14 protein-coding genes are annotated in these 26,274 nt (G+C 59.6%); 7 read left to right on the top strand and 7 right to left on the bottom strand.

The annotated features are described in order from the left end of the window. Positions 1–70: 70 nt before the first annotated feature. Complete coding sequence (gene putA, locus ACVVH8_RS02460; protein ID WP_475228309.1) at positions 71–4,024, bottom strand: trifunctional transcriptional regulator/proline dehydrogenase/L-glutamate gamma-semialdehyde dehydrogenase; 3,954 nt, start codon at positions 4,022–4,024, stop codon at positions 71–73. Positions 4,025–4,481: 457 nt separating this feature from the next. Here putA and putP point away from each other — a divergent pair, with 457 nt between their 5' ends. The 4 genes from putP (at position 4,482) to ACVVH8_RS02480 (ending at position 9,679) form a co-directional block, all read left to right on the top strand. Further along, positions 4,482–5,966, top strand: a complete 1,485-nt coding sequence (gene putP, locus ACVVH8_RS02465) for a sodium/proline symporter PutP (protein ID WP_103305393.1) — start codon at positions 4,482–4,484, stop codon at positions 5,964–5,966. A gap of 350 nt (positions 5,967–6,316) precedes the next feature. Next, entirely contained in the window at positions 6,317–8,332 is a 2,016-nt protein-coding gene (locus ACVVH8_RS02470; RefSeq protein ID WP_475228312.1) for a type VI secretion system Vgr family protein, read from the top strand. Continuing rightward, entirely contained in the window at positions 8,322–9,026 is a 705-nt protein-coding gene (locus ACVVH8_RS02475; protein WP_475228315.1) for a DUF4123 domain-containing protein, read from the top strand. Before ACVVH8_RS02470 ends, ACVVH8_RS02475 begins: the two co-directional genes overlap by 11 nt. A 332-nt stretch (positions 9,027–9,358) precedes the next feature. Continuing rightward, positions 9,359–9,679 carry a hypothetical protein gene (locus ACVVH8_RS02480; RefSeq protein ID WP_475228317.1) on the top strand — a complete coding sequence of 107 codons (321 nt, stop codon included), beginning with the start codon at positions 9,359–9,361 and terminating at the stop codon, positions 9,677–9,679. 100 nt (positions 9,680–9,779) lie between these two features. Here the strand turns inward: ACVVH8_RS02480 and ACVVH8_RS02485 are convergent, their stop codons facing one another. Next, positions 9,780–10,103, bottom strand: a complete 324-nt coding sequence (locus tag ACVVH8_RS02485) for a hypothetical protein (RefSeq protein ID WP_475228320.1) — start codon at positions 10,101–10,103, stop codon at positions 9,780–9,782. Between the two features lie 370 nt (positions 10,104–10,473). Between ACVVH8_RS02485 and ACVVH8_RS02490 the strand changes: the two genes are divergently transcribed. Next, entirely contained in the window at positions 10,474–11,313 is an 840-nt protein-coding gene (locus tag ACVVH8_RS02490) for a 23S rRNA (adenine(2030)-N(6))-methyltransferase RlmJ (RefSeq protein ID WP_007915674.1), read from the top strand. A 126-nt stretch (positions 11,314–11,439) separates the two neighbouring features. Here the strand turns inward: ACVVH8_RS02490 and msrA are convergent, their stop codons facing one another. From msrA to aceE, 5 genes are all read right to left on the bottom strand, one after another. Beyond that, positions 11,440–12,105 carry a peptide-methionine (S)-S-oxide reductase MsrA gene (msrA, locus tag ACVVH8_RS02495; protein ID WP_093430120.1) on the bottom strand — a complete coding sequence of 222 codons (666 nt, stop codon included), beginning with the start codon at positions 12,103–12,105 and terminating at the stop codon, positions 11,440–11,442. A gap of 203 nt (positions 12,106–12,308) precedes the next feature. Continuing rightward, entirely contained in the window at positions 12,309–15,005 is a 2,697-nt protein-coding gene (locus ACVVH8_RS02500; RefSeq protein ID WP_103305388.1) for a putative bifunctional diguanylate cyclase/phosphodiesterase, read from the bottom strand. A 243-nt stretch (positions 15,006–15,248) separates the two neighbouring features. Beyond that, positions 15,249–16,646, bottom strand: coding sequence for an alkaline phosphatase D family protein (locus ACVVH8_RS02505; protein ID WP_475228322.1), 1,398 nt, complete (start codon positions 16,644–16,646; stop codon positions 15,249–15,251). 281 nt (positions 16,647–16,927) lie between these two features. Then, a complete protein-coding gene (aceF, locus tag ACVVH8_RS02510; protein ID WP_475228325.1) occupies positions 16,928–18,898 on the bottom strand; it encodes a dihydrolipoyllysine-residue acetyltransferase in 1,971 nt (656 codons plus the stop codon). Between the two features lie 11 nt (positions 18,899–18,909). Next, the gene (gene aceE / locus ACVVH8_RS02515; RefSeq protein ID WP_213027339.1) at positions 18,910–21,555 is read right to left on the bottom strand and encodes a pyruvate dehydrogenase (acetyl-transferring), homodimeric type; all 2,646 of its coding nucleotides are present in this window, start codon (positions 21,553–21,555) and stop codon (positions 18,910–18,912) included. A 384-nt stretch (positions 21,556–21,939) separates the two neighbouring features. Between aceE and glnE the strand changes: the two genes are divergently transcribed. Together glnE and waaF are read left to right on the top strand one after the other, a co-directional pair. Beyond that, positions 21,940–24,879 carry a bifunctional [glutamate--ammonia ligase]-adenylyl-L-tyrosine phosphorylase/[glutamate--ammonia-ligase] adenylyltransferase gene (gene glnE, locus ACVVH8_RS02520; protein ID WP_475228327.1) on the top strand — a complete coding sequence of 980 codons (2,940 nt, stop codon included), beginning with the start codon at positions 21,940–21,942 and terminating at the stop codon, positions 24,877–24,879. A gap of 359 nt (positions 24,880–25,238) precedes the next feature. Next, a complete protein-coding gene (gene waaF, locus ACVVH8_RS02525) occupies positions 25,239–26,273 on the top strand; it encodes a lipopolysaccharide heptosyltransferase II (protein ID WP_475228329.1) in 1,035 nt (344 codons plus the stop codon). Position 26,274: the final 1 nt, after the last annotated feature.

Genomic DNA, 26,274 nt, shown 5'->3' on the forward strand with positions numbered 1-26,274 from the left:
CGGCGTGACGCAGAGCGTCACAGGAGGCATTCCCACGCGGAGCGTGGGAACGATCAATCAACCAGGGACGTTAGCCGATGGTCATCAAGCTGGCATTACCACCCGCCGCCGCAGTGTTAACACTCAACGCCCGCTCGATCACCAGACGCTCCAGCGCAATGTTGGTCTCGCCCTGGGACAAGCCCTGAACACCAACAATGGCACCGGCACGCTTGGCAATCTGCTGGCAAACGCCACGCAACTGGTCGGAATGGCCGTGATGCAGAACCGCATCAAACACCACTTCGTCTTTATTCCAGTCGGAAACCAGCTTGATCCGCGCCTGAACGTCCTTCGGCAAGCGTGCGAACAAGGCCTTGCTGATGTCGGATTCCGGCCATACCGCCGAACCGCCAACCGCCAGCACTGCTGCCAGTTGCGTCAGCAGATCACCTTCAACCTCCGTCAGGCACAGCACGTGCTCGCGCGGCAGGATGGCGTAGCTGTTCTTCTCACCGGTCGGGCCGGCCAGCATGCGGGTGATGCCGCTCTGCGACTGCGCAGCGTACTGCACGCACAGAGTGCTCAAGTCGGCGTACTTATTGCTCTCGGCCCAGGCTTTCAGGGCATTCAGCGGTTTGCTCATGGCATCACGCAGACGCACGTCCGGCGCCACGGCAGCATCACCGCGAGCGAAGGATTGTTCGATCGCATCGGTAGGACGCGTTGACAGCAAGCGGTATAGGTACAGCGGGCCACCGGCTTTCGGGCCAGTGCCCGACAGGCCTTCGCCGCCGAACGGCTGCACGCCGACCACGGCACCAACGATGTTGCGGTTGACGTAGACGTTACCGGCGTTGACGTTGTCGATCACCTTGGCGATGGTCTCGTCGATACGTGTGTGTACGCCGAGGGTCAGGCCGTAGCCGGAAGCGTTGATCTGGCCGATCAGTTGATCGATCTCTTTACGCTTGTAGCGCACCACGTGCAGCACCGGACCGAAGATCTCGCGTTGCAGCTCATCGAAGCTTTCCAGTTCGATCAGGGTCGGCATGACGAAGGTGCCGCGTTTGACTTCTTCAGTGTCGGCAATCGCCACCTGGTACACGTTGCGACCTTTGTCGCGCATGCCCTGGATGTGCTTGTCGATGCCAGCCTTGGCTTCAGCGTCGATGACTGGGCCGATGTCCACGGACAGGCGTTCAGGATTGCCGAGACGGCTTTCAGCCATCGCGCCTTTGAGCATTTCGATGACGCGATCAGCGGAATCTTCCTGCAGGCAAAGGACGCGCAGCGCCGAGCAACGCTGACCGGCGCTGTCGAAGGCCGAAGACACCACGTCGATGACCACTTGTTCGGTCAGTGCCGAGGAGTCGACGATCATTGCGTTCTGGCCACCGGTTTCGGCGATCAGCGGAATCGGACGGCCCTGGCTGTCCAGGCGACCGGCAATGTTGCGTTGCAGCAGACGAGCAACTTCAGTGGAGCCGGTGAACATCACGCCTTTGACGCGCTCGTCACCGACCAGACCGGCACCGACGGTTTCACCGCGCCCCGGCAGCAGTTGCAGCACGCCTTCCGGAATCCCCGCTTCGAGCAGCAAGCGCACGGCTTGTGCGGCAACCAGCGGGGTTTGCTCGGCCGGTTTGGCCAATACCGGGTTACCGGCCGCCAGTGCCGCAGCGACTTGGCCGCTGAAGATTGCCAGCGGGAAGTTCCACGGGCTGATGCACACCACTGGGCCCAGTGGGCGGTGGGCGTCGTTGCTGAAATCGTTGCGTGCCTGCACCGCGTAATAACGCAGGAAGTCGACGGCTTCGCGGACTTCGGCGATGGCGTTGGCGAAGGTCTTGCCGGCTTCGCGAGCCAGCAGACCCATCAGCGGCTGGATCTCACCTTCCATCAAGTCAGCTGCACGTTCCAGAATCGCCGCGCGCTCGGCCGGCGGGGTGGCCTGCCAGATCGGTGCAGCGTTCAGCGCGCACTGGATGGCGTTGTCAACGTCTTCGACAGTGGCTTCTTGAACGTGGCCGACCACATCACGATGGTCTGCCGGGTTCAGTACTGGCGCAGGCGTTTCGTTGCTGGAAGTGCAACCGAGCATCGGCGCGGCTTTCCAGTTGTTGTGCGCGGTGGCGAGCAGGGCGCAGGACAGCGAGGCCAGACGATGTTCGTTGGCCATGTCGATGCCGCTGGAGTTGGCGCGCTCGGAACCGTACAAGTCACGCGGCAGCGGAATACGCGGGTGCGGCAGGCCGAAACCACCTTCCACGGTTGCCATCTGCTCGATCTGCGCAACCGGATCGGCCACCAGTTCCTGAATCGAAATCGACTGGTCGGCGATGCGGTTGACGAACGAAGTGTTCGCGCCGTTTTCCAGCAAACGACGTACGAGGTACGCCAGCAGGGTTTCATGAGTACCAACCGGAGCGTACACGCGGCACGGACGGTTCAGCTTGCCTTCGGAAACTTTGCCTACAACCTGCTCGTACAAAGGTTCGCCCATGCCGTGCAGGCACTGGAATTCGTACTGGCCCGGGTAATAGTTCTGACCGGCAATGTGGTAGATGGCCGACAGGGTGTGGGCGTTGTGCGTGGCGAACTGCGGGTAGATGACTTCCGGCACCGACAGCAGTTTGCGGGCGCAGGCGATGTAGGAAACGTCGGTGTACACCTTGCGGGTATAGACCGGATAGCCTTCCAGGCCTTCGACCTGGGCGCGCTTGATCTCGCTGTCCCAGTACGCGCCTTTCACCAGACGGATCATCAGGCGATGACGGCTGCGGCGGGCCAGATCGATCACGTAGTCGATCACGTACGGGCAACGCTTCTGATAAGCCTGGATAACGAAACCGATGCCGTTCCAGCCGGTCAGTTGCGGCTCGAAGCACAGACGCTCAAGCAGATCCAGCGACAGCTCGAGGCGGTCGGCTTCTTCGGCGTCGATGTTCAGGCCGATGTCGTATTGCTTGGCCAGCAGGGTCAGCGACAACAGGCGCGGGTACAGCTCGTCCATCACGCGCTCGTACTGCGCACGGCTGTAACGCGGGTGCAGTGCCGAGAGCTTGATGGAAATGCCCGGGCCTTCATAAATCCCACGACCGTGGGAGGCTTTGCCGATCGAGTGAATGGCTTGTTCGTACGACGCCAGGTACTTCTGCGCGTCGTGCTCGGTCAGGGCTGCTTCACCGAGCATGTCGTAGGAATAGCGGAAACCCTTGGCTTCGAACTTGCTCGCGTTGGCCAGTGCTTCGGCGATGGTTTCGCCGGTAACGAACTGCTCGCCCATCAGGCGCATGGCCATGTCGACGCCCTTGCGGATCATCGGCTCGCCACTCTTGCCGATGATGCGGCTCAGCGACGAAGTCAGTCCGGCTTCATTGTGCGTGGACACAAGCTTGCCAGTCAGCAACAGGCCCCAGGTCGCGGCGTTGACAAACAGCGAAGGGCTGTTGCCCAGGTGCGGGTGCCAGTTACCGGTGCTGATCTTGTCGCGGATCAGTGCGTCGCGAGTGCCCTTGTCCGGAATACGCAGCAGCGCTTCGGCCAGGCACATCAGCGCCACGCCTTCCTGGGACGACAGGGAAAATTCCTGCAGCAGACCCTGAACAATGCCTGCACGACCGCCGGCACTTTTCTGGTTACGCAGTTTTTCGGCGATGGAGGCGGCGAGTTTGTTGGTGGCTTCAGCCATCGGCGCCGGCAGGCGCGCCTGCTCGATCAGCATTGGCACCACTTCCGGCTCAGGGCGGCGGTAAGCGGCGGTGATCGAAGCGCGCAGAACCGACTGCGGCAAGATGCTTTCAGCAAATTCGAGGAAGCACTGGTGGGCGTGATCGGTATGAAGTTCGCCAGCGTCGTCGGCGTCCTTGGCGGTCAAACCGTTCAGCTCGGTCAGGGTTGCACCACCCTCGAGTTTTTCCAGGTAATTGAAAATTGCCTGCTTGATCAGCCAGTGCGGTGTGCGATCAATCGAGGTCGCGGCAGCCTTCAGGCGCTCGCGGGTCGGGTCATCGAGTTTGACCCCAAGGGTGGTGGTAGCCATATTTTTATCCTCATGGTTGCCACAGTTGCGTGGCATCAGCTGGCGGCAAGATTAGCCGTGCGCTGAAAGAGGTGCAACCGGGTGCAACCCTTTTTTTGTCGGAAAAATAAGCAGCTCATCAGGAAATATTTTCTGGTACGAAAGTGCCGCTCCTGCTTGGTGCTTTTGCTTCTAGCAAAGCGCGTTGACTGCGCTAAAAGGGAGCAAAAACCGCTTGTTTGTCGATATATCCGACTAGGTGCAACTAATTCTCGCGAAACTGGTTGCACCTTTTTTGGTTTGTTGCATAGCATTCGCGCCCAAGGTGCAACCGGTGTAAACCGGTGCATCGGCTGGTGGCTTTCCTGGGGAAACATCAGTCCTAAATGCTCGGGATCCGGATTCGTCTGCCAAACGTCGTCGTTTGTGTGCGATCCATCACCGCTGCTACATAAAAACAAAGCCAGGGCGTAACTTAATGAGCGTAAGCAATCCAACACTGATCACGTTCGTGATCTACATCGCAGCAATGGTGCTGATCGGCTTCATGGCCTATCGCTCCACCAATAATCTTTCTGACTACATTCTTGGCGGCCGCAGCCTCGGCAGCGTGGTGACGGCATTGTCTGCCGGTGCTTCCGACATGAGTGGCTGGTTGCTGATGGGCCTGCCGGGCGCCATCTACATGTCCGGTCTGTCCGAAAGCTGGATCGCCATCGGCCTGATCGTCGGCGCCTACCTGAACTGGCTGTTCGTTGCCGGTCGTCTGCGCGTGCAGACCGAGCACAACGGCGATGCCCTGACTCTGCCGGACTACTTCTCCAGCCGTTTCGAAGACAAAAGCGGCCTGCTGCGGATCATCTCGGCCATCGTGATTCTGGTGTTCTTCACCATTTATTGCGCATCCGGCATCGTGGCTGGTGCCCGTCTGTTCGAAAGCACCTTCGGCATGTCCTACGAGACCGCGCTGTGGGCCGGTGCTGCAGCGACGATTGCCTACACCTTCGTGGGTGGTTTCCTGGCGGTGAGCTGGACTGACACCGTACAAGCCACGCTGATGATCTTCGCCCTGCTGCTGACGCCGATCATCGTGCTGCTGGCCACCGGCGGTGTCGACACCACGTTCCTGGCGATCGAAGCCCAGGATCCAAGCAACTTCGACATGCTCAAGGGCACCACTTTCATCGGCATCATCTCGCTGATGGGCTGGGGTCTGGGCTACTTCGGTCAGCCGCACATTCTTGCGCGCTTCATGGCCGCTGATTCGGTTAAATCGATCGCCAACGCTCGCCGCATCTCCATGACCTGGATGATCCTGTGCCTGGGCGGCACCGTGGCGGTGGGCTTCTTCGGTATCGCCTACTTCTCGGCGCACCCGGAAGTGGCCGGTCCCGTGACCGAAAACCACGAGCGTGTGTTTATCGAGCTGGCAAAAATCCTCTTCAACCCATGGGTTGCCGGTGTGTTGCTGTCGGCCATTCTGGCGGCGGTAATGAGCACCCTGAGCTGCCAGTTGCTGGTGTGCTCCAGCGCTCTGACCGAAGACTTCTACAAGACTTTCCTGCGTAAATCCGCTTCGCAAACCGAGCTGGTCTGGGTCGGCCGCGCCATGGTGCTGCTGGTTGCCCTGATCGCTATCGCGATGGCGGCGAACCCGGAAAACCGCGTGCTGGGTCTGGTGTCCTACGCCTGGGCCGGTTTCGGTGCTGCGTTCGGTCCGGTGGTGTTGATCTCGGTGATCTGGAAAGGTATGACCCGCAACGGCGCACTGGCCGGTATCCTGGTCGGCGCGATCACCGTGGTGGTATGGAAGCATTTCGAGGTGATGGGTCTGTACGAAATCATCCCGGGCTTCATCTTCGCCAGCCTGGCAATCTACATCGTCAGCAAGCTCGGTTCGCCAAGCAAAGGCATGGTGATGCGCTTCGAAGCGGCGGAAAAAGATTTCCATCTGAACAAGTGATGCACTGAGCTTCGGCTCACCTGAAAACGGCCCGATTCCTACAAGGAACGGGCCGTTTTTTATTGCCCAGAATTTCTCAAGAGCACTGGAGAAACCTGTGGGAGCTGGCTTGCCAGCGATAGCGGTGTGTCAGTCAATGCATGTGCTGAAGGTGCTGGCATCATCGCTGGCAAGCCACCTCCCACAGGTTCCGTGTTGGTTTTGAGGCGTGTGTCTGTAGTCGGATGCGCCGACTTTTTACGGGATATTCAGCAGTCCATGTAGGGCAAATCTGATTTTCCTGTCGCCCGCTCAATCGCTCTTGTCCCTCATGCAGAATCGGCCGCCCTCACACTGCAGAGAAACATCGGATGTTCGCGCCTGCCAATCAACCGCGCTTCACGTTGACCCTTGAAGGCGCCCAGCACGACCTCAAAGTCCTTGAGTTCACGGGCAAGGAAGCCATCAGCCAACCTTTTCGTTTTGAGCTGGAACTGGTCAGCGAGCGACCGGATCTGGACCTCGAAAGCCTGCTGCACTGTCAGGCATTTCTGAGTTTTGAAGCGGACGGTTCCGGTGTGCACGGTCAGATTTATCAGGTCGGACAGGGCGATTCCGGCAAACGTCTGACGCGCTATCACATCAGCCTTGTCCCGCGTCTCACATACCTCGGGCACCGGACCAATCAGCGGATATTCCAGCATCAGAGCGTACCGCAGATCGTTGCGCAGATTCTCAAGGATCACGCGATCCTGCGCGATGCCTTCGAGTTTCGTCTCGGCAGCGATTACCCGGTGCGAGAGTATTGCGTGCAATACGCCGAGAGCGATCTGGCGTTTATCCAGCGTTTGTGTGCCGAGGTCGGCATTCATTACCATTTTCAGCACAGCCTCGAGGGGCACTTGTTGGTGTTCGGCGATGATCAGACGGTGTTTCCGCGTCTCGCTGAACCGACCCTCTACCTGCCCGGCAGCGGCATGGCTGGCGGGGCGCCGGCAATCAAACGCTTCAATGTCCGCGTGGAAACCCGCACCAGTGCCGTCACCCGACGCGACTACAACTTTGTAAAGCCGCAGTTGCAACTGGAAAGTCGCATCGACAGCGAACAGCGCCCGGTGCTTGAGGACTATCACTTTCCTGGCCAATTCAACGATCGTGAAACCGGCAAGCATCTGGCGCAACGCGCACTTGAAAGGCATGTCGCCGATTTCCGTCAGGCCGAGGGCATCAGCGATCAATCCGCATTGGTTTGCGGACATTTCCTGCAACTGACTGACCACCCGCGTAACGACTGGAATGATCTGTGGCTGCTCACCGGTATCGAACACCATGGCCGACAACCACAAGTGCTGGAGGAGTCGGTCACCAGCGATGGAGGAGAATTCCAGGGCTACCGTAATACTTTTCTTGCGACGCCGTGGGACGTGTTCTTTCGTCCGGCGCTGGGCCCGGAAAAACCACGGATGCTCGGTTATCAGCCGGCCGTCGTTACCGGGCCGAAAGACACGGAAATCCACTGCGACGAGTTCGGCCGGGTCAAGGTGCAACTGGCCTGGGATCGCGATGGCGAGTTGAACGAGCACTCCAGTTGCTGGCTGCGCGTCGCCACCGGTTGGGCCCACGACCGTTACGGCAGTGTGCTGATTCCACGGGTCGGCATGGAGGTGCTGGTCGGTTTCATCGACGCCGACGCCGACAAACCTCTGGTGGTGGGCTGCCTGCCCAACGCCGCCACCCCGGTGCCACTGGATCTGCCGGCGGACAAGACCCGCAGCATTTTCCGCAGCCAGAGCAGCCCGGGGGGCGGTGGCTACAACGAGTTGCGCATCGAGGACAAAAAAGGCGCCGAGGAGATTTACCTGCGCGCCCAGCGCAACTGGACCCAGCATGTCTTGCACGACCAACAGGTGCAGGTCGATAACGCACGCAGCATCGTCGTCACCGGCATCGCCAAACATGAGTTGAAGGCTGACGAGCAACGCATCACCCACGGCCAGCGCCAGGCTGAAGTGAAACAGGACGATCACCTGACGGTGGTCGGCGACCGGCATATCCGCGTGAGCAGTCAGGCGACCAGCGCCAGTCAGCAAATTCACGTCAGCGCCGGCCAGCAAGTGGTGATCGATGGCGGTGCGAGCGCAACCATTCAGGCGGGCGGGCAGTGGATCAACATCGGCCCCGGCGGGATTTTCAGCAGCGTGCCGATCATGGTCGGCGGTGCGCCAATGGTGGCCATGAGTGCGGCGCCAGTTGTGCCTGGATTGCCGGAAAAACTGACGGCAGCGCCGGCGGCCATTCTTACCGCAGCACAGATCATGAGCTTCAAGGGCGATGCGCCATTCTGCGAAGAGTGTGAGCGTTGCAAGGATGGTGTTTGTGCAGCCTGATTTTCTAAAGCCTTCAGAGTGGCTGGAGCGTGAGCCGCTGAAATGTTCGGAACAGCTGTTCGCGATCTTCAGTCATGCCAGCGCCGCCAAGCCGCCGCAGGTAGCGGCTAGCCCGATTTGGGCGGATACGATTTATGCCGAGTGGGATGCAGTGATGCCTTTCGTGGGAATTGTCGCTGTGGATAGTGAGTTTCTCGAATGGGTGGCGACTACTGAGTCTCATGATTGGGGCTGGCTGGCGGTGTCTTCAGCGAGCCTTGAAGTGGTGGTTGAGCATTTTCGCAGTTTGACTCAGGTGTTGATGCCGGACGGCAAAGCGGTGTTTTTCCGTTTTTGGGATGGACGGTTTTTGTCGCCGATCTTGCAGTCCGAGGCGGTCAGCGCGGCGCAGCTGTTGCCGGTGATCTCGCGTGGATTGATTAATGGTCAGGCCATTGATATCGGGGGGAAGGCGCAGGTTTCCGGGCGGGTGTTTCCATGGTGGGAAGTGCCTGATTCGGTATTGGCGGCGGACGGAGCTGATGTTCAGGTCAGTAATGCTGTGCAGTGGCTGAGCGAGGAGCATCCGGCGCTGTTCGAGACATTTCCCGAGGCGGTATCGCGTTGTAAGGTCAGGCAGTTTTTTCAGGTCGCAACGTCGGAAGAATCGTCGAAATCGGCGTTGTTGGAGTTTTTGCTGGCAGAGTCAGAGTGAGATTTCCGGGCGAAGGCCTCGGACGTTTCCTTCGAGTCACGGCGGTTTTCATGAACTGGTGGGCGATGGGTTGCAGGGATAGTCTTTTCGTTGTCACCGCGAGAGTGGTGGCAGGGTGTAGGAACCCTCGCTTTCATGGCGTTACAGTTCGTTGGCTTTTTGCGGCACTTGATTCAAGTTCGTAAAATCGTTCGCGGCGGCTGTGCGCGGGACACGCTTCGGCGTGACCGAGGTCCATGATTGCTCGGTTCCTACTCTTGCGCACAGCTGCCACCCAAACCTGTAGGAAGGTGCGTTGGCAGCTCACGTTTATCAATCATGGAGATAATGAAATGACGACTTTGCATCCCGATCCACCCTACGTAAAACATATCCCTCACCCCGACAACCGCTACATGGCCCTGACCAGCAACTGCAACGACATGCCCACGCTGTTCGTCGACACCCACGCCCCTTCTGATGTCCTGATGGACGCCGCCAACTACCGTATCCGCACCGTCGTCCAGGTGCTGGAAAACCTGTGCATGCGCGGCTCGATCGAATGCGATTCCCTCATCCTCAGCGACTTCGCCAAACTCTGCGCCATTCCCTTGCGCGACGGTTGTGATTTGCTGGATGTCATCGGTCGACGTTTGGGCGCCACGCCTTCCTGAATCTGCAAACCAAAAGATCGCAGCCTTCGGCAGCTCCTGCACGAGATCATCCGTAGGAGCTGCCGAAGGCTTCGATCTTTTGACGTTGAGGGTGCGGCAGTCAGTCGATGTACCGATCCTGAGTTTTGATAAAACTGTCGAAAGCCTCTGAGTTGTAGACCTCCAGGCACCCATAAAAAACGACATGGCTGTTCGAGTGCTTGCTGATCGACGGTGTCTGCTCATAGGCCGCATACACATAGTTTCTGGTTTCTTTATATGGATCGTGCAGCACCTGCAGCGTGTCTTCATTTTGCAGGACGGTGTGCATGCCTTTGCCCATGAACGAGTAGGCGCCAGCGGACAAACCGATGTCTTTTTCCAGCGCTGAATTTTCTTTGAATGACTTCAGGATGCAGTGGCTCAAGCCGTAGTTCTTGAGCATTTGGCGAGCCTGCGCTCTGTGACTTTCGCCCGAAACGGCGTGCATTGAGCAGGTCAGGCACAGAGAGAAAATAAGTGTGCGACGCATGGGTTTGACTTCCTGTCGAGGTTACTTGCCAGTTAAGCGAGATAAATGACCTGTGGCGAGGGGATTTATCCCCGATGGGCAGCGAAGCGGCCCCAAGACGTCATCGCGATGCACCAGACACACCGCGTCGGCAGAATCGGGGCCGCTGCGCAGCCCATCGGGGATAAATCCCCTCGCCACGGGTATTGGGCCAGATTCTTAACGAGTAAGAGGCCGCTCGGCTGCGAACCCCTGACTTGCCGGCCGGTAAAAGGTAAACTTTGCGCCCTTCGCAGGAGCAGCCATGAATTATCGTCACGCCTTCCATGCCGGCAATCACGCCGATGTGTTCAAACACCTGACCTTGACCCGCCTCATCGCCCTGATGTCGCGCAAGGAGCAGCCGTTTGCCTATCTCGACACGCACGCCGGCATCGGTCTGTATGACTTGCAGGGCGATCAGGCCAACCGTACCGGCGAGTACCTGGAAGGCATCGCGCGCTTGTGGGATCAGCCTGATCTGCCGGCGCTGACCGCCGACTACATGAAGGTGTTGCACGAGATGAACCCGGATGGCCAGTTGCGCTATTACCCGGGTTCGCCGGAGCTGGCGCGGCGCCTGACTCGCCCGCAGGATCGGGTGATGCTCAACGAGAAGCACCCCGAGGACGGCGTGCTGCTCAAGGACAACATGGCCGGTGACCGTCGGGTGAAAGTGCATCTGGGCGAGGGTTGGCATGTGGCGCGGGCAATGCTGCCGGTGCAGGAGAAGCGTGCGGTGATGTTGATTGATCCGCCGTTCGAGCAGCTCGACGAGATGCAGCGTTGCGCGGCGTCGTTGAAAGAGGCTATTGGCCGTATGCGCCAGACCGTGGCGGCGATCTGGTATCCGGTGAAGGATCAGCGCGCGTTGCGTCGGTTCTATCAGGACCTGGCCGGCACCGGTGCGCCGAAGTTGTTGCGTGTTGAGCTGCTGGTGCATCCGCTGGACACGCCGAACAGCCTGAACGGTTCGGGCATGGCAATTGCCAATCCGCCGTGGGGGCTGGAGGAAGAATTGCGTGAGTTGCTGCCGTGGTTGTCCAAGAAATTGGGCCAGACCCAGGGTGGCTGGCAGATGGATTGGTTGATTGCCGAGAGTTAATCAATTGCTTTGATGGTGTCTGAACGGACGCCTTCGCGGGCAAGCCCGCTCCCACAGGTTTAGCGCCGAATTCAAAAATAGCGCATGACCCTGTGGGAGCGGGCTTGCCCGCGATGCTTTTGGGGTTTAGTTACCCGCCAGACTCGGCGGCATGCACACACCGGTGCCGCCGATCCCGCAATAACCTTCCGGGTTTTTCGCCAGATACTGTTGGTGATACGCCTCGGCGAAGTACACGGTCGGTGCCTGTTCTATCTCGGTGCTGATCTCGCCCAGGCCAGCCTTCGACAGCTCGGCCTGATAAGTCGCCTTGCTCTTCAGCGCCGCATCCAGATGCTCGGGCGAGGTCGCATAGATTACCGAGCGGTACTGCGTGCCGATGTCGTTGCCCTGACGCATGCCCTGTGTCGGGTTGTGCAATTCCCAGAACATCGCCAGCAGCTCTTCGTAGCTGACTTTGGCCTTGTCATACACCACCAGCACCACTTCAGCGTGGCCGGTCAGGCCCGAGCAGACTTCTTCGTAAGTCGGGTTCGGTGTGAAACCGCCGGCATAACCAACGACCGTGCTGACCACGCCTTCACGCTGCCAGAAGCGACGTTCGGCGCCCCAGAAGCAGCCCAGACCGAAGATTGCAAAATCGACGTCCTGGAAAAACGGGCCAAGCAGCGGGGTTTCTTCGAAGACGAAATGCTTTTCCGGCAGGGTCATCGCGGTTTCGCGGCCGGGCAGAGCTTGTTCTTTAGTCGGGAGCACGTTTTTGTTCACCAGTATTTCCGAGCGCAGAACCATGATCGTTCCTCTCAGTCAGGATGGGATGTAAAAAGTCAGACCGCCAGTGTGCCCAATGATGCCGAGTTAATCACTAGTCAAAATGTGCGGGTACTCGCACACATTGTAGGAGTGAGCCTGCTCGCGATAGCGGTGGGGCAGTCAGAGGATTTGTTGCTGACACACCGCTATCGCGAGCAGGCTCACTCCTACAAGGCGGTGTTTTAGAGGCAGAGCGGGCCGCGCGGGTAGCGCTTCAGGGCCTGGATCAGTTCGGCGCCGGGGATCGGTCGGTCGAACAGGTAGCCTTGGCCGACGTCGCAACGGTGGCGGCGCAGGAAGGCCAGTTGTTCAGCCGTCTCGATGCCTTCGGCCACGACCTTGAGCTTGAGGTTGTGGGCCATGGCGATCACGGCGGAGGTGATTTCCATGTCGTCCTGGTTGTCCGGGATTTCGTGGATGAAGCTGCGATCGATCTTGATGATGTCGATCGGGAATTTCTTCAGATAGCTGAGCGATGAGTAACCGGTACCGAAGTCGTCCATCGCCAGGGTCAGGCCCAAGCGCTTGAGCTGATCGAGCTGCAAGTGGGTGTCCTCGGTGGCTTCCAGCAGCAGGCCTTCAGTCAGCTCCAGTTCGAGCAGATTGGCCGGCAGCGCTTCTTCCTTGAGGATATTGGCGATGGACGCGACCAGGTCCGGATCGGAGAACTGCTTGGGCGACAGATTGATCGCCACTTGCAGATTGCCCATGCCGGCTGCGGTCAGCGCCTTGCTCATGCGGCAGGCCTGGCGGGCGATCCACTTGCCGATCGGAATGATCAGCCCGGTTTCTTCGGCGACGCTGATGAACTGGTCCGGGCGGATCATGCCGCGCTCAGGGTGATTCCAGCGCAACAGCGCTTCCATACCCAGCAAGCGACCACTGCGCAGGCACAGTTTGGGCTGGTAGAACACGTCCAATTCATTCTGGGTCAGGGCGCGACGCAGGTTGTTCTCGACGAACAGCTTGTAACTGGCCTCGGCGTTCAGCGCTTCGGTGAACACCTGCACCTGATGTTTGCCGTTGGCCTTGGCCTTGTGCAAGGCGAGGCCGGCGTTGCGCATCAGGGTTTGCGGATCGCGGCCATGCAGCGGCGCGCAGGCCAAACCCACGGAACCGGTGACGCTGATCAACTGGTTGTCGACAAACATCGGCTTGTCGAGGGTCATCAGCAACTGGCTGGCGATTTGTTGGCCGGCCTCAAGGTCGGTGTTGTCGAGCAACACCGCGAACTCGTTACTGGCGAAACGCGCGAGGCTGCCGCTCGGGCTCAGGCTGTTGCGCAGGCGCCGGGCGAGGCTGATCAGCAGTTTGTCGCCGGTCTGGTGGCCGAGGCTGTCGTTGATGCGCTTGAAGTTGTCGATGTCCACCAGCAGCAGGCTGATCGGGGTATCGCTATCCCGGGCGAAGCGTTCGTCCAGATTGCGGATAAACGCCGGCCGGTTACCGAGGTTGGTCAGGTTGTCGGTGTACGCCAGACGCTCGATGCGCTGTTGCGCGAGTTTGGTCTGAGTGATGTCTTCGTAGATGCCGATGTAGTGGGTCAACTCGCGGTTGTCGCCATACACCTTGGAGATCGACAACTGGCCCCAGTACGGTTCGAGATTTTTGCGGCGGCTCTTGAATTCGCCCTGCCAACTGTTGCTTTTGGCCAGCGCCGAGGGCGCGTCGAACAGCAGTTCGCTGAGGTTTTCCAGGGCCGGCAGTTCCGAGAGGCGCTGGCCGTGAACTTCCTCGGTGGTGTACTGGGTGATCGCCGTGAAGCTCGGGTTGACGTACTCGACCACGCCGTCGCAGTTGACCAGCAAAAACGCGTTGGCGCTTTGCTCGACCGCACGCTGGAACAGGTGCAGGGCGCTGGTGGCGGTGCGGCGGTTGTGGTTGTTGATGACTTGCGCGAACTGATCCGCCAGTTCACCGGCAAAGGCGATTTCATCGGATTGCCAGGCGCGGGTCACGCCGGTCTGCTCCAGGCACAACACACCGACTACCTGGCCGTCGACGCGAATACTGGCATCGAGCATCGCGTTGACGTCACGCGGGCGCAAGGCTTCGGCCATCTCGCGGGTGCGCGGGTCGCGCATCGCGTTATGCGCGTCGATGGCGCGGCTGCTGTGCAGTGCTTCCATGTAGTCGGGGAAGCCGCTGACGTCGATCACGTCCGGCAGAATGTATTCCTGCGTCGCGCGATGGTAGGCCGAGATCGGCACCAGTTGCTGGCCTTCGAGGTTCCACAGGCTGGCGCAGTCGATTTCATAGATATCGCAGGCGCAGCGGGTGATCAGTTCGGCGGCTTCTTGCAGCGAGTTGTGCGAGCTGTAGCGCTGGCGGGCGAGCAGCAGAATCAGATCTTGCTGGGCGCGCACGCGTTCGAGGTGTTGCAGTTGTTCCTGCTGGGCGCGCTGGTTGAGTTCGAGGGCGATTTGCAGGCGCGAGTTCTGGGTTTCGAGGTCGACGCAGGGCACCTGCGGCACTTCGTCGAACACATCATCGACCGCCAGTAGATAGCCGCGCAGCAGATGACGATTGTGCTGTTTGTAGGCTTCGCCCAATTCGAGGATGTTCAGCTTGCCCGCGGCGGTGTGCAGGGCATAGCGCACCAGATAATGCGGGCTGTCACGCAGTTGTTGCTGGATCGTGTCGTGCAGTTGGTAACGCGCTTCCGGTTCCATCAGGCTGGCGTAGGGCGAGCCGACCAGTGCACAGAGTTCGACGGCCGGCTGACCGAACTGGCGTTCGCAGTTTGGATCGAGAAACAGCATCGCCCAACTGGCTTCATTCAGGCGCTCGAAACGCAGCATGCCGAGCCGCGAGGGCACAGGCAACTGCGTCACTACCTCGGCCGCCATACGGCTGGCGGCATCGGGTTGGCTCTTCATGAAGGGAACTCGCTTGGAAATATGCTGAACGCGCCGGGCTCTCGCCCTCTTTACTGTTGCCTGCGGCAAGGTTGCATCATTGCGGCACCGACTGACAAGAGTGATGAAGGCCAAGTGCTATAAGAATGTGTCGGCTGCGTTGGGCATTTCTCCAGCGTCGTTCAGAAAAGAGCAAAAGATCGCAGTCTGCGGCAGTTCCTACGGGGCTTACGGTAGCTGCCGAAGGCTGCGATTCATAAAGGCTCAGCGCAGTTTTATGGCGATCGACTGCAACTTTTTCCCATCCCGATCATGGTAATTGACCAGAATTTGATCAGCCTCAACCAGCACATGGGCAAAGTTGTCCTCACTGATCACGGTGCTGGTCAACTCATGCCGATAATCGCCCGCCGCCGTCGTCACCAGCGGCTGGTCAAGAATGAACGTGGACGCCTTGGCGTATGGCAGCAACTTGCTGTTGCACAGAGGCGAGGAGACGATGGTGTGCACTTCGAAGTCCGCTGCTTCGCTGTGGGTCAGGCGCGACGTCAACGAACCATGCACATCACCCGAAATGAACACGACGTTCTTGATGCGTCGAGTGCGGATTGTTTCCAGAAGGCGTAGACGCTGTTCCGGGAAGGCCTTCCAGGCATCGTCGCCCAGCACTTTGCGGTCCGGGTAGAACATCACGCTGGTGACCACGAACTTCACCCGTGCCGGACTGTTGATCAGCCAGTTGAGTAACGCCTGTTCCTGCGCCTCATCAAGGATGCGTCGATCATCGGCCGACAAGTTGCGTCGGGTGCGGCTGTCTGTGACAAACCATTCGATATCACCGTCGCTGAACTGATACCAGTAGTGCTCAAGTTTCGAACGGTTGACTTGCCCATTATCTGTCAGTTCATGTGCCGGACTGTGACTGACTTGATACAACTCATAGGCCGCCATGGCATTACGGTATAACTCGCCATCGGACTTTCCGGCATTGGCTGGCCAGTTATCTTCTATTTCGTGATCATCGAGAATCATGTAAGTCGAAGTGCCGGACATCAAATGTTTAATGTGGGGTTGGGAAAAGGCCGCGCGGTATTTACTGAGTATGTCTTTGTATTCGCGATCCGGTGCAATCAGATTGAGATCGTCGACATAGATTTGATCGCCGGTCATGAGTGTTGCGCTGATTGCTGGTTGTGCGCCTTCAATCAATTGACTGATGGAAGCAAAGATCCGGTCGCCCAAGTGTGGCAACGAGGCAATACCGGCGGTCATGCGCAAGTAGCGGCAAGATCCGACAATGTAGGCCCGGGCCTGCATGGCTTTGCTGGAACGAGTGCGTAGGCGGTAAATCTCCCGTGGCCATTGCAGCGGCAACTCGGCGACAGAGTCCGTGGTGTGTACCGGGCTCATCGGGCTGAACCAGCCGGCCTGATATTCATACTCGGTGTCCGTGCTCAAATTATTAAGTACAAGCACTTCAGACATGTCGCGCAACTCGCTCAGTTTGGCGAAGATGGCTTTTGACCATTGTTGTGTTCCGCTAATGCGATAGCGTATCCCGCCAAATACCGGGGCGTTGTTTTGACTGTTGCCGCGAATAAAGATGCGTGCGTGATTAGTTGTAACGTGGCCAATGATCGGGCCGATAGTCGGTTTTAACATGTCGAATCCATTCGAGTGGGTGCTGCGTAAGTAAGTCATTCATGCAAAGTTCGATTGATTAACTTTGTTGTACCAAGGTTAGTTGCATGGCGAGTAAAAAAGTCGGCGCGAAGTTGACTTCGGTCGTGGCTGATGTCAGCGCAACTTGTAGGAAAAATACTAAGGCGGGTTTATTTCGGACAAAAAAAAGCCCCGTCAATTGACGGGGTTGAGGTACGAGCGTGTGGCGCTCGAAAACGTGAAACACAAGCGGCCCTCCGTTGCCGGAGGGCCACTTGGGATTACAGCAGGATGGTACGGATGTCCGCCAGCAGGCTGCCCAGACGCTGGGTGAAGCGGGCGGCAGCGGCGCCGTTGATCACACGGTGATCGTAGGACAGCGACAGCGGCAGCATCAGTTTCGGCTGGAAGGCTTTGCCGTCCCAGACTGGCTGGATGGTTGCCTTGGAAACACCGAGGATCGCCACTTCCGGCGCGTTGACGATCGGCGTGAAGCCGGTGCCGCCAATGTGGCCGAGGCTGGAAATGGTGAAGCACGCACCTTGCATGTCGTCAGCAGTAAGCTTCTTGTCGCGGGCCTTGGCGGCCAGCGCAGCGGCTTCGGCTGCCAGTTGCAACAGACTCTTCTGGTCGACGTTCTTGATGACCGGTACCAGCAGGCCATCCGGAGTGTCGACGGCGAAGCCGATGTTGACGTACTTCTTGCGAATGATCGCCTTGCCGCTTGGCGCCAGCGAACTGTTGAAGTCCGGCAGTTCCTTGAGCATGTGCGCGCAGGACTTGAGCAGCAGCGGCAGGATGGTCAGCTTGACGCCAGCCTTCTCGGCAACGGCTTTCTGCGCGACGCGGAACGCTTCCAGCTCGGTGATATCAGCCGAATCGAACTGAGTCACGTGCGGGATGTTCAGCCAGCTACGGTGCAGGCTCGACGCGCCGATCTGCATCAGGCGAGTCATCGGCACTTCTTCGATTTCGCCGAAACGGCTGAAATCGACGACCGGGATCGGCGGGATGCCCGCGCCACCGGTTGCGCCAGCAGCAGCGGCCGGTGCTTCCTTGGCCTTCTGCATCATCGCTTTGACGTAAGTCTGCACGTCTTCTTTCAAGATACGACCGTGCGGGCCGCTGGCGCCGACAGCGTTCAGCTCGACGCCGAACTCACGGGCCAGTTGACGCACGGCCGGGCCGGCGTGAACTTTCGCGCCTGGCTTGGCCGGTGCGGCGGCTGGAGCGGCAGCAGGTGCAGGTGCAGCGGCAGCCGGAGCAGCAGCGGCAGGTGCCGGAGCGCTTGGAGCAGCAGCGGCAGCCGGAGCCGGGGCAGCAGCAGGGGCCGCGCCTTTGACTTTCAGCTTGAGGATCAGGTCGCCAGTACCGACTTCGTCATCCAGCTTGATGGAAACGCTTTCCACCACGCCAGCGGCAGGCGATGGGATTTCCATGCTTGCCTTGTCGGATTCCAGGGTGATCAGCGATTGATCAGCCTCGACGGTGTCGCCAGCCTTGACCAACACTTCGATGATCTTGGCCTTGCCGGCCGAACCGATGTCCGGGACGTGGATGTCCTGGACGCTGTCGGCAACTGGAGCAGCCGGGGCTGCTGCAGGAGCAGGCGCAGCGGCAGCAGCCGGTGCAGCAGCCTGAGCCGGAGCGGCCGCAGCAGGGGCCGCAGCACCCGCCACTTCCAGGTCCAGAATCAGGTCGCCAGTGCCGACTTCGTCGTTGAGCTTGACGCTGATGGCCTTGACCACGCCAGCGGCAGGCGACGGGATTTCCATGCTGGCCTTGTCGGATTCCAGGGTGATCAACGATTGATCAGCCTCGACTTTATCGCCGACCTTGACCTGGATCTCGATGATCTGGGCCTTGCCCGACGAACCAATGTCCGGCACGTGCACTTGCTGAACCGAAGCGGCGGCAGGTGCAGCAGCGGCTGGCGCGGCAGCAGCAGGAGCGGCAGCCGGTTTGGCTTCAGCTTTTGCAGCAGGCGCAGCCGCCGGAGCAGGGGCCGCTTCAGCGGCGCCCTCGACTTCCAGCTCGAGCAGTTCGTCGCCTTCTTTCAGACGGTCGCCCAGCTTCACTTTCAGGCTTTTGATGACGCCGGCTTTCGGGGCCGGCACTTCCATGCTGGCCTTGTCCGATTCCAGGGTCAGGATGCTCTGGTCGGCTTCGATACGGTCGCCGACCTTCACAAACAGTTCAATTACTTCACCTTCACCGCTGCCGATGTCAGGTACGCGAATGAGTTCGCTCACAAAATGTCTCCTCAGCAGTCCAGTGGGTTGCGTTTTTCCGGGTCGATGCCGAACTTGACGATGGCCTCGGCCACGACTTTAGGTTCGATATCACCACGGTCAGCCAGTGCTTCCAGGGCTGCCAACACCACGAAATGACGGTCGACTTCGAAGAAATGACGCAGTTTCTTGCGGCTGTCGCTGCGGCCGAAACCGTCGGTGCCCAGGACTTTGAATTCCTTGGACGGTACCCACTGACGGATCTGCTCGGCGAACAGCTTCATGTAGTCGGTAGAGGCAATGACCGGACCTTTACGGCCGTTCAGGCACTCTTCGACGTAGCTCAGCTTAGGCTTCTGGCCAGGCTTCAGACGGTTGCTACGCTCTACGGCCAGGCCGTCGCGACGCAGTTCGTTGAAGCTGGTGACGCTCCACACGTCGGCGCCGACGTTGAACTCTTCACGCAGGATCTTCGCCGCTTCACGGACTTCACGCAGGATGGTGCCGGAGCCCATCAGCTGTACGTGGTGCGCCGCATCGCGGGTGTCTTCTTCGAGCAGGTACATGCCTTTCTTGATGCCTTCTTCGGCACCGGCCGGCATGGCTGGCTGCTGGTACGACTCGTTCATCACGGTGATGTAGTAGAAGATGTCCTGTTGCTCTTCGGTCATCTTCTTCATGCCGTCCTGAATGATCACCGCCAGCTCGTAGCCGTAGGTTGGATCGTAGGTGCGGCAGTTCGGGATGGTCGCGGCCAGCAGGTGGCTGTGACCGTCTTCGTGTTGCAGACCTTCACCGTTCAGGGTGGTGCGGCCGGCGGTGCCGCCGATCAGGAAGCCACGGGTACGGCTGTCGCCGGCAGCCCAGGCCAGGTCACCGATACGCTGGAAGCCGAACATCGAGTAAAAGATGTAGAACGGCAGCATCGGCTGGTTGTGGCTGGAGTACGAAGTACCAGCGGCGATGAAGGAGCTCATGGCGCCTGCTTCGTTGATGCCTTCTTCAAGGATCTGACCTTTCTGGTCTTCCTTGTAGAACATCACTTGGTCTTTATCGACTGGCTCGTAGAGCTGGCCGACGGAGGAGTAGATGCCCAGCTGACGGAACATGCCTTCCATACCGAAGGTACGGGCTTCGTCCGGGATGATCGGAACGATGCGCGGGCCGATTTCCTTGTCCTTGACCAGTTGCGCGAGGATCCGCACGAACGCCATGGTGGTGGAAATTTCACGGTCGCCCGAGCCATCGAGGATGGCTTTGAGGGTGTCCAGATCCGGGGTCGGTACGCTGAAGCTCTGCGCGCGGCGCTGAGGTACGAAACCGCCCAGTGCAGTGCGGCGCTCGCTGAGGTAGCGGGCTTCGGCGCTGTTTGGCTCTGGCTTGAAGAACGGCAGGTTCTCCAGCTCTTCGTCCTTGACCGGAATGTCGAAACGATCGCGGAACAGCTTCAGGCTTTCAACATCAACCTTCTTGGTGTTGTGCGCGGTGTTTTTCGCTTCGCCGGCACCGGTGCCATAACCTTTGATGGTCTTGGCGAGGATGACGGTCGGTTGTTCTTTGTGGTTGACCGCTTCGTGGTACGCCGCGTAGACCTTGTACGGGTCGTGGCCGCCACGGTTGAGTTTCCAGATCTCGTCGTCGGACAGATCAGCAACCATTGCCTTGAGTTCAGGCGTGTTGAAGAAGTGTTCACGCACGAACGCGCCGTCTTTGGCTTTGTAGTTCTGATACTCGCCGTCGATGACTTCGTCCATACGACGTTGCAGGATGCCGTCGACGTCTTTGGCCAGCAGTGGGTCCCAGAAACGGCCCCAGATGACTTTGGTCACGTTCCACTGAGCACCGCGGAACACGCCTTCGAGTTCCTGGATGATCTTGCCGTTACCGCGAACCGGGCCGTCGAGGCGCTGCAGGTTGCAGTTGATGACGAAGATCAGGTTGTCCAGCTTCTCGCGGCCGGCCAGGGAGATGGCGCCCAGGGATTCCGGCTCGTCGCACTCGCCGTCGCCCAGGAAGCACCAGACTTTCTGTTTGCCCGGCTGGATGAAACCGCGGTGTTCCAGGTACTTCATGAAGCGCGCCTGGTAGATCGCCTGGATCGGACCCAGACCCATCGATACGGTCGGGAATTGCCAGAAGTCAGGCATCAGCCAAGGGTGCGGGTAGGACGACAGGCCCTGACCGTCGACTTCCTGGCGGAAGTTGTTCATTTGGTCTTCGGTGATGCGGCCTTCCATGAACGCACGGGCGTAAACGCCTGGCGAGGTGTGGCCCTGGAAGTAGATCAGGTCGCCGCCGTGTTCGTCGGTCGGGGCCTGGAAGAAGTAGTTGAAGCCGATGTCATACAGGGTCGCACTGGAAGCGAAGCTGGAGATGTGACCACCCAGGTCAGAATCTTTCAGGTTCGTACGCATTACCATGGCCATCGCGTTCCAGCGTACCAACGAGCGAATGCGGCGTTCCATGAACAGGTCGCCAGGCATGCGTGCTTCGTGGGTTACCGGGATGGTGTTGCGGTAAGGCGTGGTGATGGCGTAAGGGAGTTGCGAGCCGCTGCGGGTCGCCAGTTCACCCATACGGGTCATCAGATAGTGAGCACGGTCTTCGCCTTCTTTGTCGAGAACCGATTCCAGGGCGTCCAGCCATTCCTGGGTTTCGACGGGATCGAGGTCTTGCATGGCTTGCTCCAGGGCGGAAAGGCTTCCAGAATCGGTTGCCTGAGTTTGCGACTGGCCTTGTGGGCAGACGATTTAAAATTCTTGGATTGCCGACAGGTTGTTCCGGCGGCGTGTAGTTTTACTACAAATCTTCGGGCATTTCAGCCTTTCGAATGTATAGACGAGTAGTAAAACTACAGATGAAAGGCTTGTGGCCTCTGACTGCGTTGTGAGAATAATCGTTAAGGTTGGTCGATTACCATCCGAAAAAGGTGAAAGTTTGATGCTGGGTGCCAAAGAAGAAGAAATTTCAGCTATTTCTAACTTTTGTTCGACAGTCCTTCACGTAGCGGGTTTTCATCATTCACTACAAGCGGCCCTTTACACGCCGATCAAGGATAGACCATGACCCTGCCCGTGCTTGCCGAACTGCCCGCCATTCTCCTGCCGTTGGTCAGCCGATCCGAGCAGTCGTTCCGTACGGCCGTCGCCTCGCTTGAGGACGATCACGGCTTCTCCACCTGGACGCCAGAGCGCTGGGCGCAATTCGCCCGCGTTACTGCGGCCAGCGAGTTTGTCATTGAACAGAGCGTTCGTGACCCTTTGATGTTGCTGTCGCTGGTGCAGTCCGGAGAGCTCGACCGACCGTTTGCACCGGGTGAACTCTGCGCGCAGATTGCCGCTGTGGTGAACGCCGCCGAGAGCGAAGATGAACTCGGTCGCGTGCTACGCCGTCAACGCACCCGGCACCAAGTGCGCATCATCTGGCGCGACCTGACCCGCCAGGCCGATCTGGTGCAGACCTGCCGCGACCTCTCGGACATGGCCGACGCGACCATCGATCAAGCCTATCAATGGCTGTACAGCCGCCATTGCCAGCAGTTCGGCACACCGACTGGCCGACGCAGCGGTCTGCCGCAGCAAATGGTTGTTCTCGGCATGGGCAAGCTTGGCGCGGTCGAGTTGAACCTGTCTTCCGACATCGACCTGATCTTCGCCTACCCCGAGGGCGGCGAAACCGTCGGCGTGAAACGCGCGCTGGATAACCAGGAATTCTTCATCCGGCTCGGTCAACGCCTGATCAAGGCCCTCGATCCGATAACCGTCGACGGCTTTGTGTTTCGCGTCGACATGCGCCTGCGCCCGTACGGTTCGTCCGGCGCGCTGGTGCTGAGCTTCAATGCGCTGGAGCAGTATTACCAGGATCAGGGTCGTGACTGGGAGCGCTACGCGATGATCAAGTCGCGGGTGGTGGCCGGCGATCAGCAGGCTGGCGCGCAATTGCAGGAGATGCTGCGCCCGTTTGTTTATCGGCGTTATCTGGACTTTTCGGCCATCGAAGCGCTGCGCACCATGAAGCAGCTGATCCAGCAGGAAGTCCGCCGTAAAGGCATGGCCGACAACATCAAACTCGGCTCGGGCGGTATCCGCGAAGTCGAGTTTATTGCCCAGGCTTTTCAGCTGATCCACGGCGGGCGCGACTTGAGCTTGCAGCAGCGTCCTCTATTAAAGGTGTTGAGCACGCTGGAAGGGCAGGGTTATCTGCCGCCGGCGGTGATCAGCGAATTGCGCGAAGGCTACGAGTTTCTGCGTTACACCGAACACGCGATTCAGGCCATCGCCGACCGCCAGACCCAGATGCTCCCGGATGGCGCTCAGGATCAGGCGCGCATCGCCTTCATGCTCGGTTTCGCTGACTGGCAAGCTTTCCACGAAAAACTCATGTTCTGGCGCGGCCGCGTGGCCTGGCACTTTGCACAGGTGATCGCCGATCCCGATGAGGACGAAGGCACTGAAAGCGAAGTGGTGGTCGGCGGTGAATGGCTGCCGCTGTGGGAAGACGCGCAGGACGAAGAGGCCGCGTGCCGGCAGTTGGAGGAGGGCGGTTTTACCGATGCGCCCAAGGCGCTGAAAGCACTGGCCGGTTTGCGCAACAGTCCGCAGTTGCGAGCGATGCAGCGTTTGGGCCGTGAACGTCTCGATGCATTTATCCCGCGCCTGCTGGCGCAAGCGGTCGAGCATGACAATCCCGATCTGGTTCTTGAGCGAGTGCTGCCGTTGGTTGAGGCGGTCGCCCGCCGATCGGCCTATCTAGTATTGTTGACGGAAAACCCCGGTGCATTGCGCCGTTTGCTGACACTGTGCGCGGCGAGCCCGTGGATTGCTGAACAGATCACCCGTTTCCCGCTGCTGCTTGACGAACTGCTCAACGAGGGGCGTCTGTTCAAACCGCCGCTGGCGCCGGAACTCGCCGCCGAATTACGCGAGCGTCTGACGCGGATTCCCGAGGACGACCTCGAACAACAGATGGAAGCCCTGCGCCATTTCAAACTGGCGCACCGCTTGCGCGTCGCCGCCTCGGAAATCGCCGGCAGCCTGCCGTTGATGAAAGTCAGCGATTACCTGACCTGGCTGGCTGAGGCGATTCTCGAACAGGTGCTGGCCCTGGCCTGGCGCCAGACCGTGGCCAAGTACGGCACGCCGCTGCGCACCGACGGCACTCTGTGCGATCCCGGTTTCATCATTGTCGGCTACGGCAAAGTCGGCGGGATCGAGTTGGGGCATGGTTCGGATCTGGATCTGGTGTTTATCCATGACGGTGATCCACAGGCGGAAACCGACGGGCCGAAACCGATTGATGGCGCGCAGTTCTTCACCCGGCTGGGCCAGCGGATCATTCACTTGCTGACTGCACAGACCAACTCCGGCCAGCTCTATGAAGTGGATATGCGCCTGCGGCCGTCCGGTGCCTCCGGGCTGCTGGTCAGTTCCCTCGGCGCGTTTGCCCGCTATCAGGAAAATGAAGCCTGGACGTGGGAGCATCAGGCGCTGGTGCGGGCGCGGGTGCTGGTCGGTAGTCAGGATGTCGGTCAGGCCTTCGAGAAAGTCCGTGCTCAGGTATTGGGCAAGGCGCGGGACCTGGCCAAGCTGCAACAGGAAGTCAGCGAGATGCGCGCGAAGATGCGCGACAACCTCGGCAGTAAGAGCACGGCGGCCGGTACGGCGGCAAATGCCTTCGACGCCACGGCGCCGTTCGATCTCAAGCAGGACGCCGGAGGTATCGTCGATATTGAATTTATGGTGCAATACGCGGCCCTGGCGTGGTCGCAAAGCCACCCGCCATTGCTGCGCTGGACCGATAACATCCGCATTCTGGAAGAGCTGGAACACGAAGGGCTGATGCCTGCCGAAGATGCCAGTCTGTTGCGTGAGGCCTATAAAGCCTACCGCTCCGCCGCCCACCGGCAGGCCTTGCAGAAGGATGCCGGGGTGATTGCAGGCGACCAGTTTGCCGACGAACGCAGGCAGGTTTTACGGATCTGGAAAGAGTTGGGGCTAAGCTGAAACCGGATATTTGAAACACCTGATGGCCCATGTGGGAGCGGGCTTGCCCGCGATGACGGAGTGTCAGCCACCATCACTATCGAATGTGATGGCCTCATCGCGGGGGGGGGGGGNCCCCCCCCCCCCCCCCCCCCCCCCCCCGCTCCCACAGTGATCTGCGTTGAAATGCAGATGTGTGAAGGAATGCAAAACCCTGTGGGAGCGGGCTTGCCCGCGATAGCGGAGTATCAGACGACAATAATGTTGAATGTGAAGACCCCATCGCGAGCAGTCTCGCTCCCACAGTAGATCTACAGTGTTTGTAGAATTCTCGAGGCGGGGAGGCGTAAATGCCTCCCCGGTTCGTTTTTGGAAACCACATGAATATTCTGATCGTTGGGCCCAGTTGGGTCGGTGACATGGTGATGGCGCAGACACTGTTTCAGTGTCTCAAGCAACGCCACCCGCAATGCGAAATCGACGTGCTGGCCCCCGAGTGGAGCCGGCCGATCCTTGAGCGCATGCCTGAAGTGCGCATGGCCTTGAGCTTTCCGCTCGGCCACGGCGCGCTGGAGCTGGCGACCCGTCGACGCATCGGCAAATCCCTGCGCGGCCAGTACGACCAGGCGATCCTGTTGCCGAACTCGCTGAAGTCAGCGCTGGTGCCGTTCTTCGCCGGCATCCCGAGACGCACGGGCTGGCGTGGCGAATTCCGCTACGGCTTGCTCAATGACGTGCGCACCCTCGACAAAGAACGCTATCCGTTGATGATCGAGCGGTTCATGGCCCTGGCTTACGAGCCGAACGCCGAGCTGCCGAAACCCTATCCGCGCCCGAGCCTGCAAATCGACCCGGTCACCCGCGAAGCGGCGCTGGCCAAGTTCGGCCTGACCCTCGACCGCCCGGTGTTGGCCCTGTGCCCCGGCGCCGAGTTCGGTGAATCCAAGCGCTGGCCGTCCGAGCATTACGCCAAAGTCGCCGAAGCGCGGATCCGCGAAGGCTGGCAGGTGTGGCTGTTCGGTTCGAAGAACGATCACGCCGTGGGCGAAGACATCCGCGCGCGGCTGATTCCCGGCCTGCGTGAAGAGTCGGTCAACCTCAGCGGCGGCACCTCGTTGGCCGAGGCCATCGACCTGATGTCCTGCGCCGACTCCGTCGTCTCCAACGACTCCGGCCTGATGCACGTCGCTGCTGCCCTGAATCGCCCGCTGGTGGCGGTTTACGGCTCGACTTCACCGGGCTTCACGCCACCGTTGGCCGAACACGTCGAAGTCGTGCGCCTGGGCCTCGATTGCAGTCCGTGTTTCGACCGTACCTGCCGTTTCGGCCATTACAACTGCCTGCGCCAGCTGATGCCGGACGCGGTCAACGATGCCTTGCAGAAATTGCAGGGCTCCGTGGTCGAGGTTCATTAAG

This window comes from Pseudomonas trutticola BRTCR10, assembly GCF_056155105.1.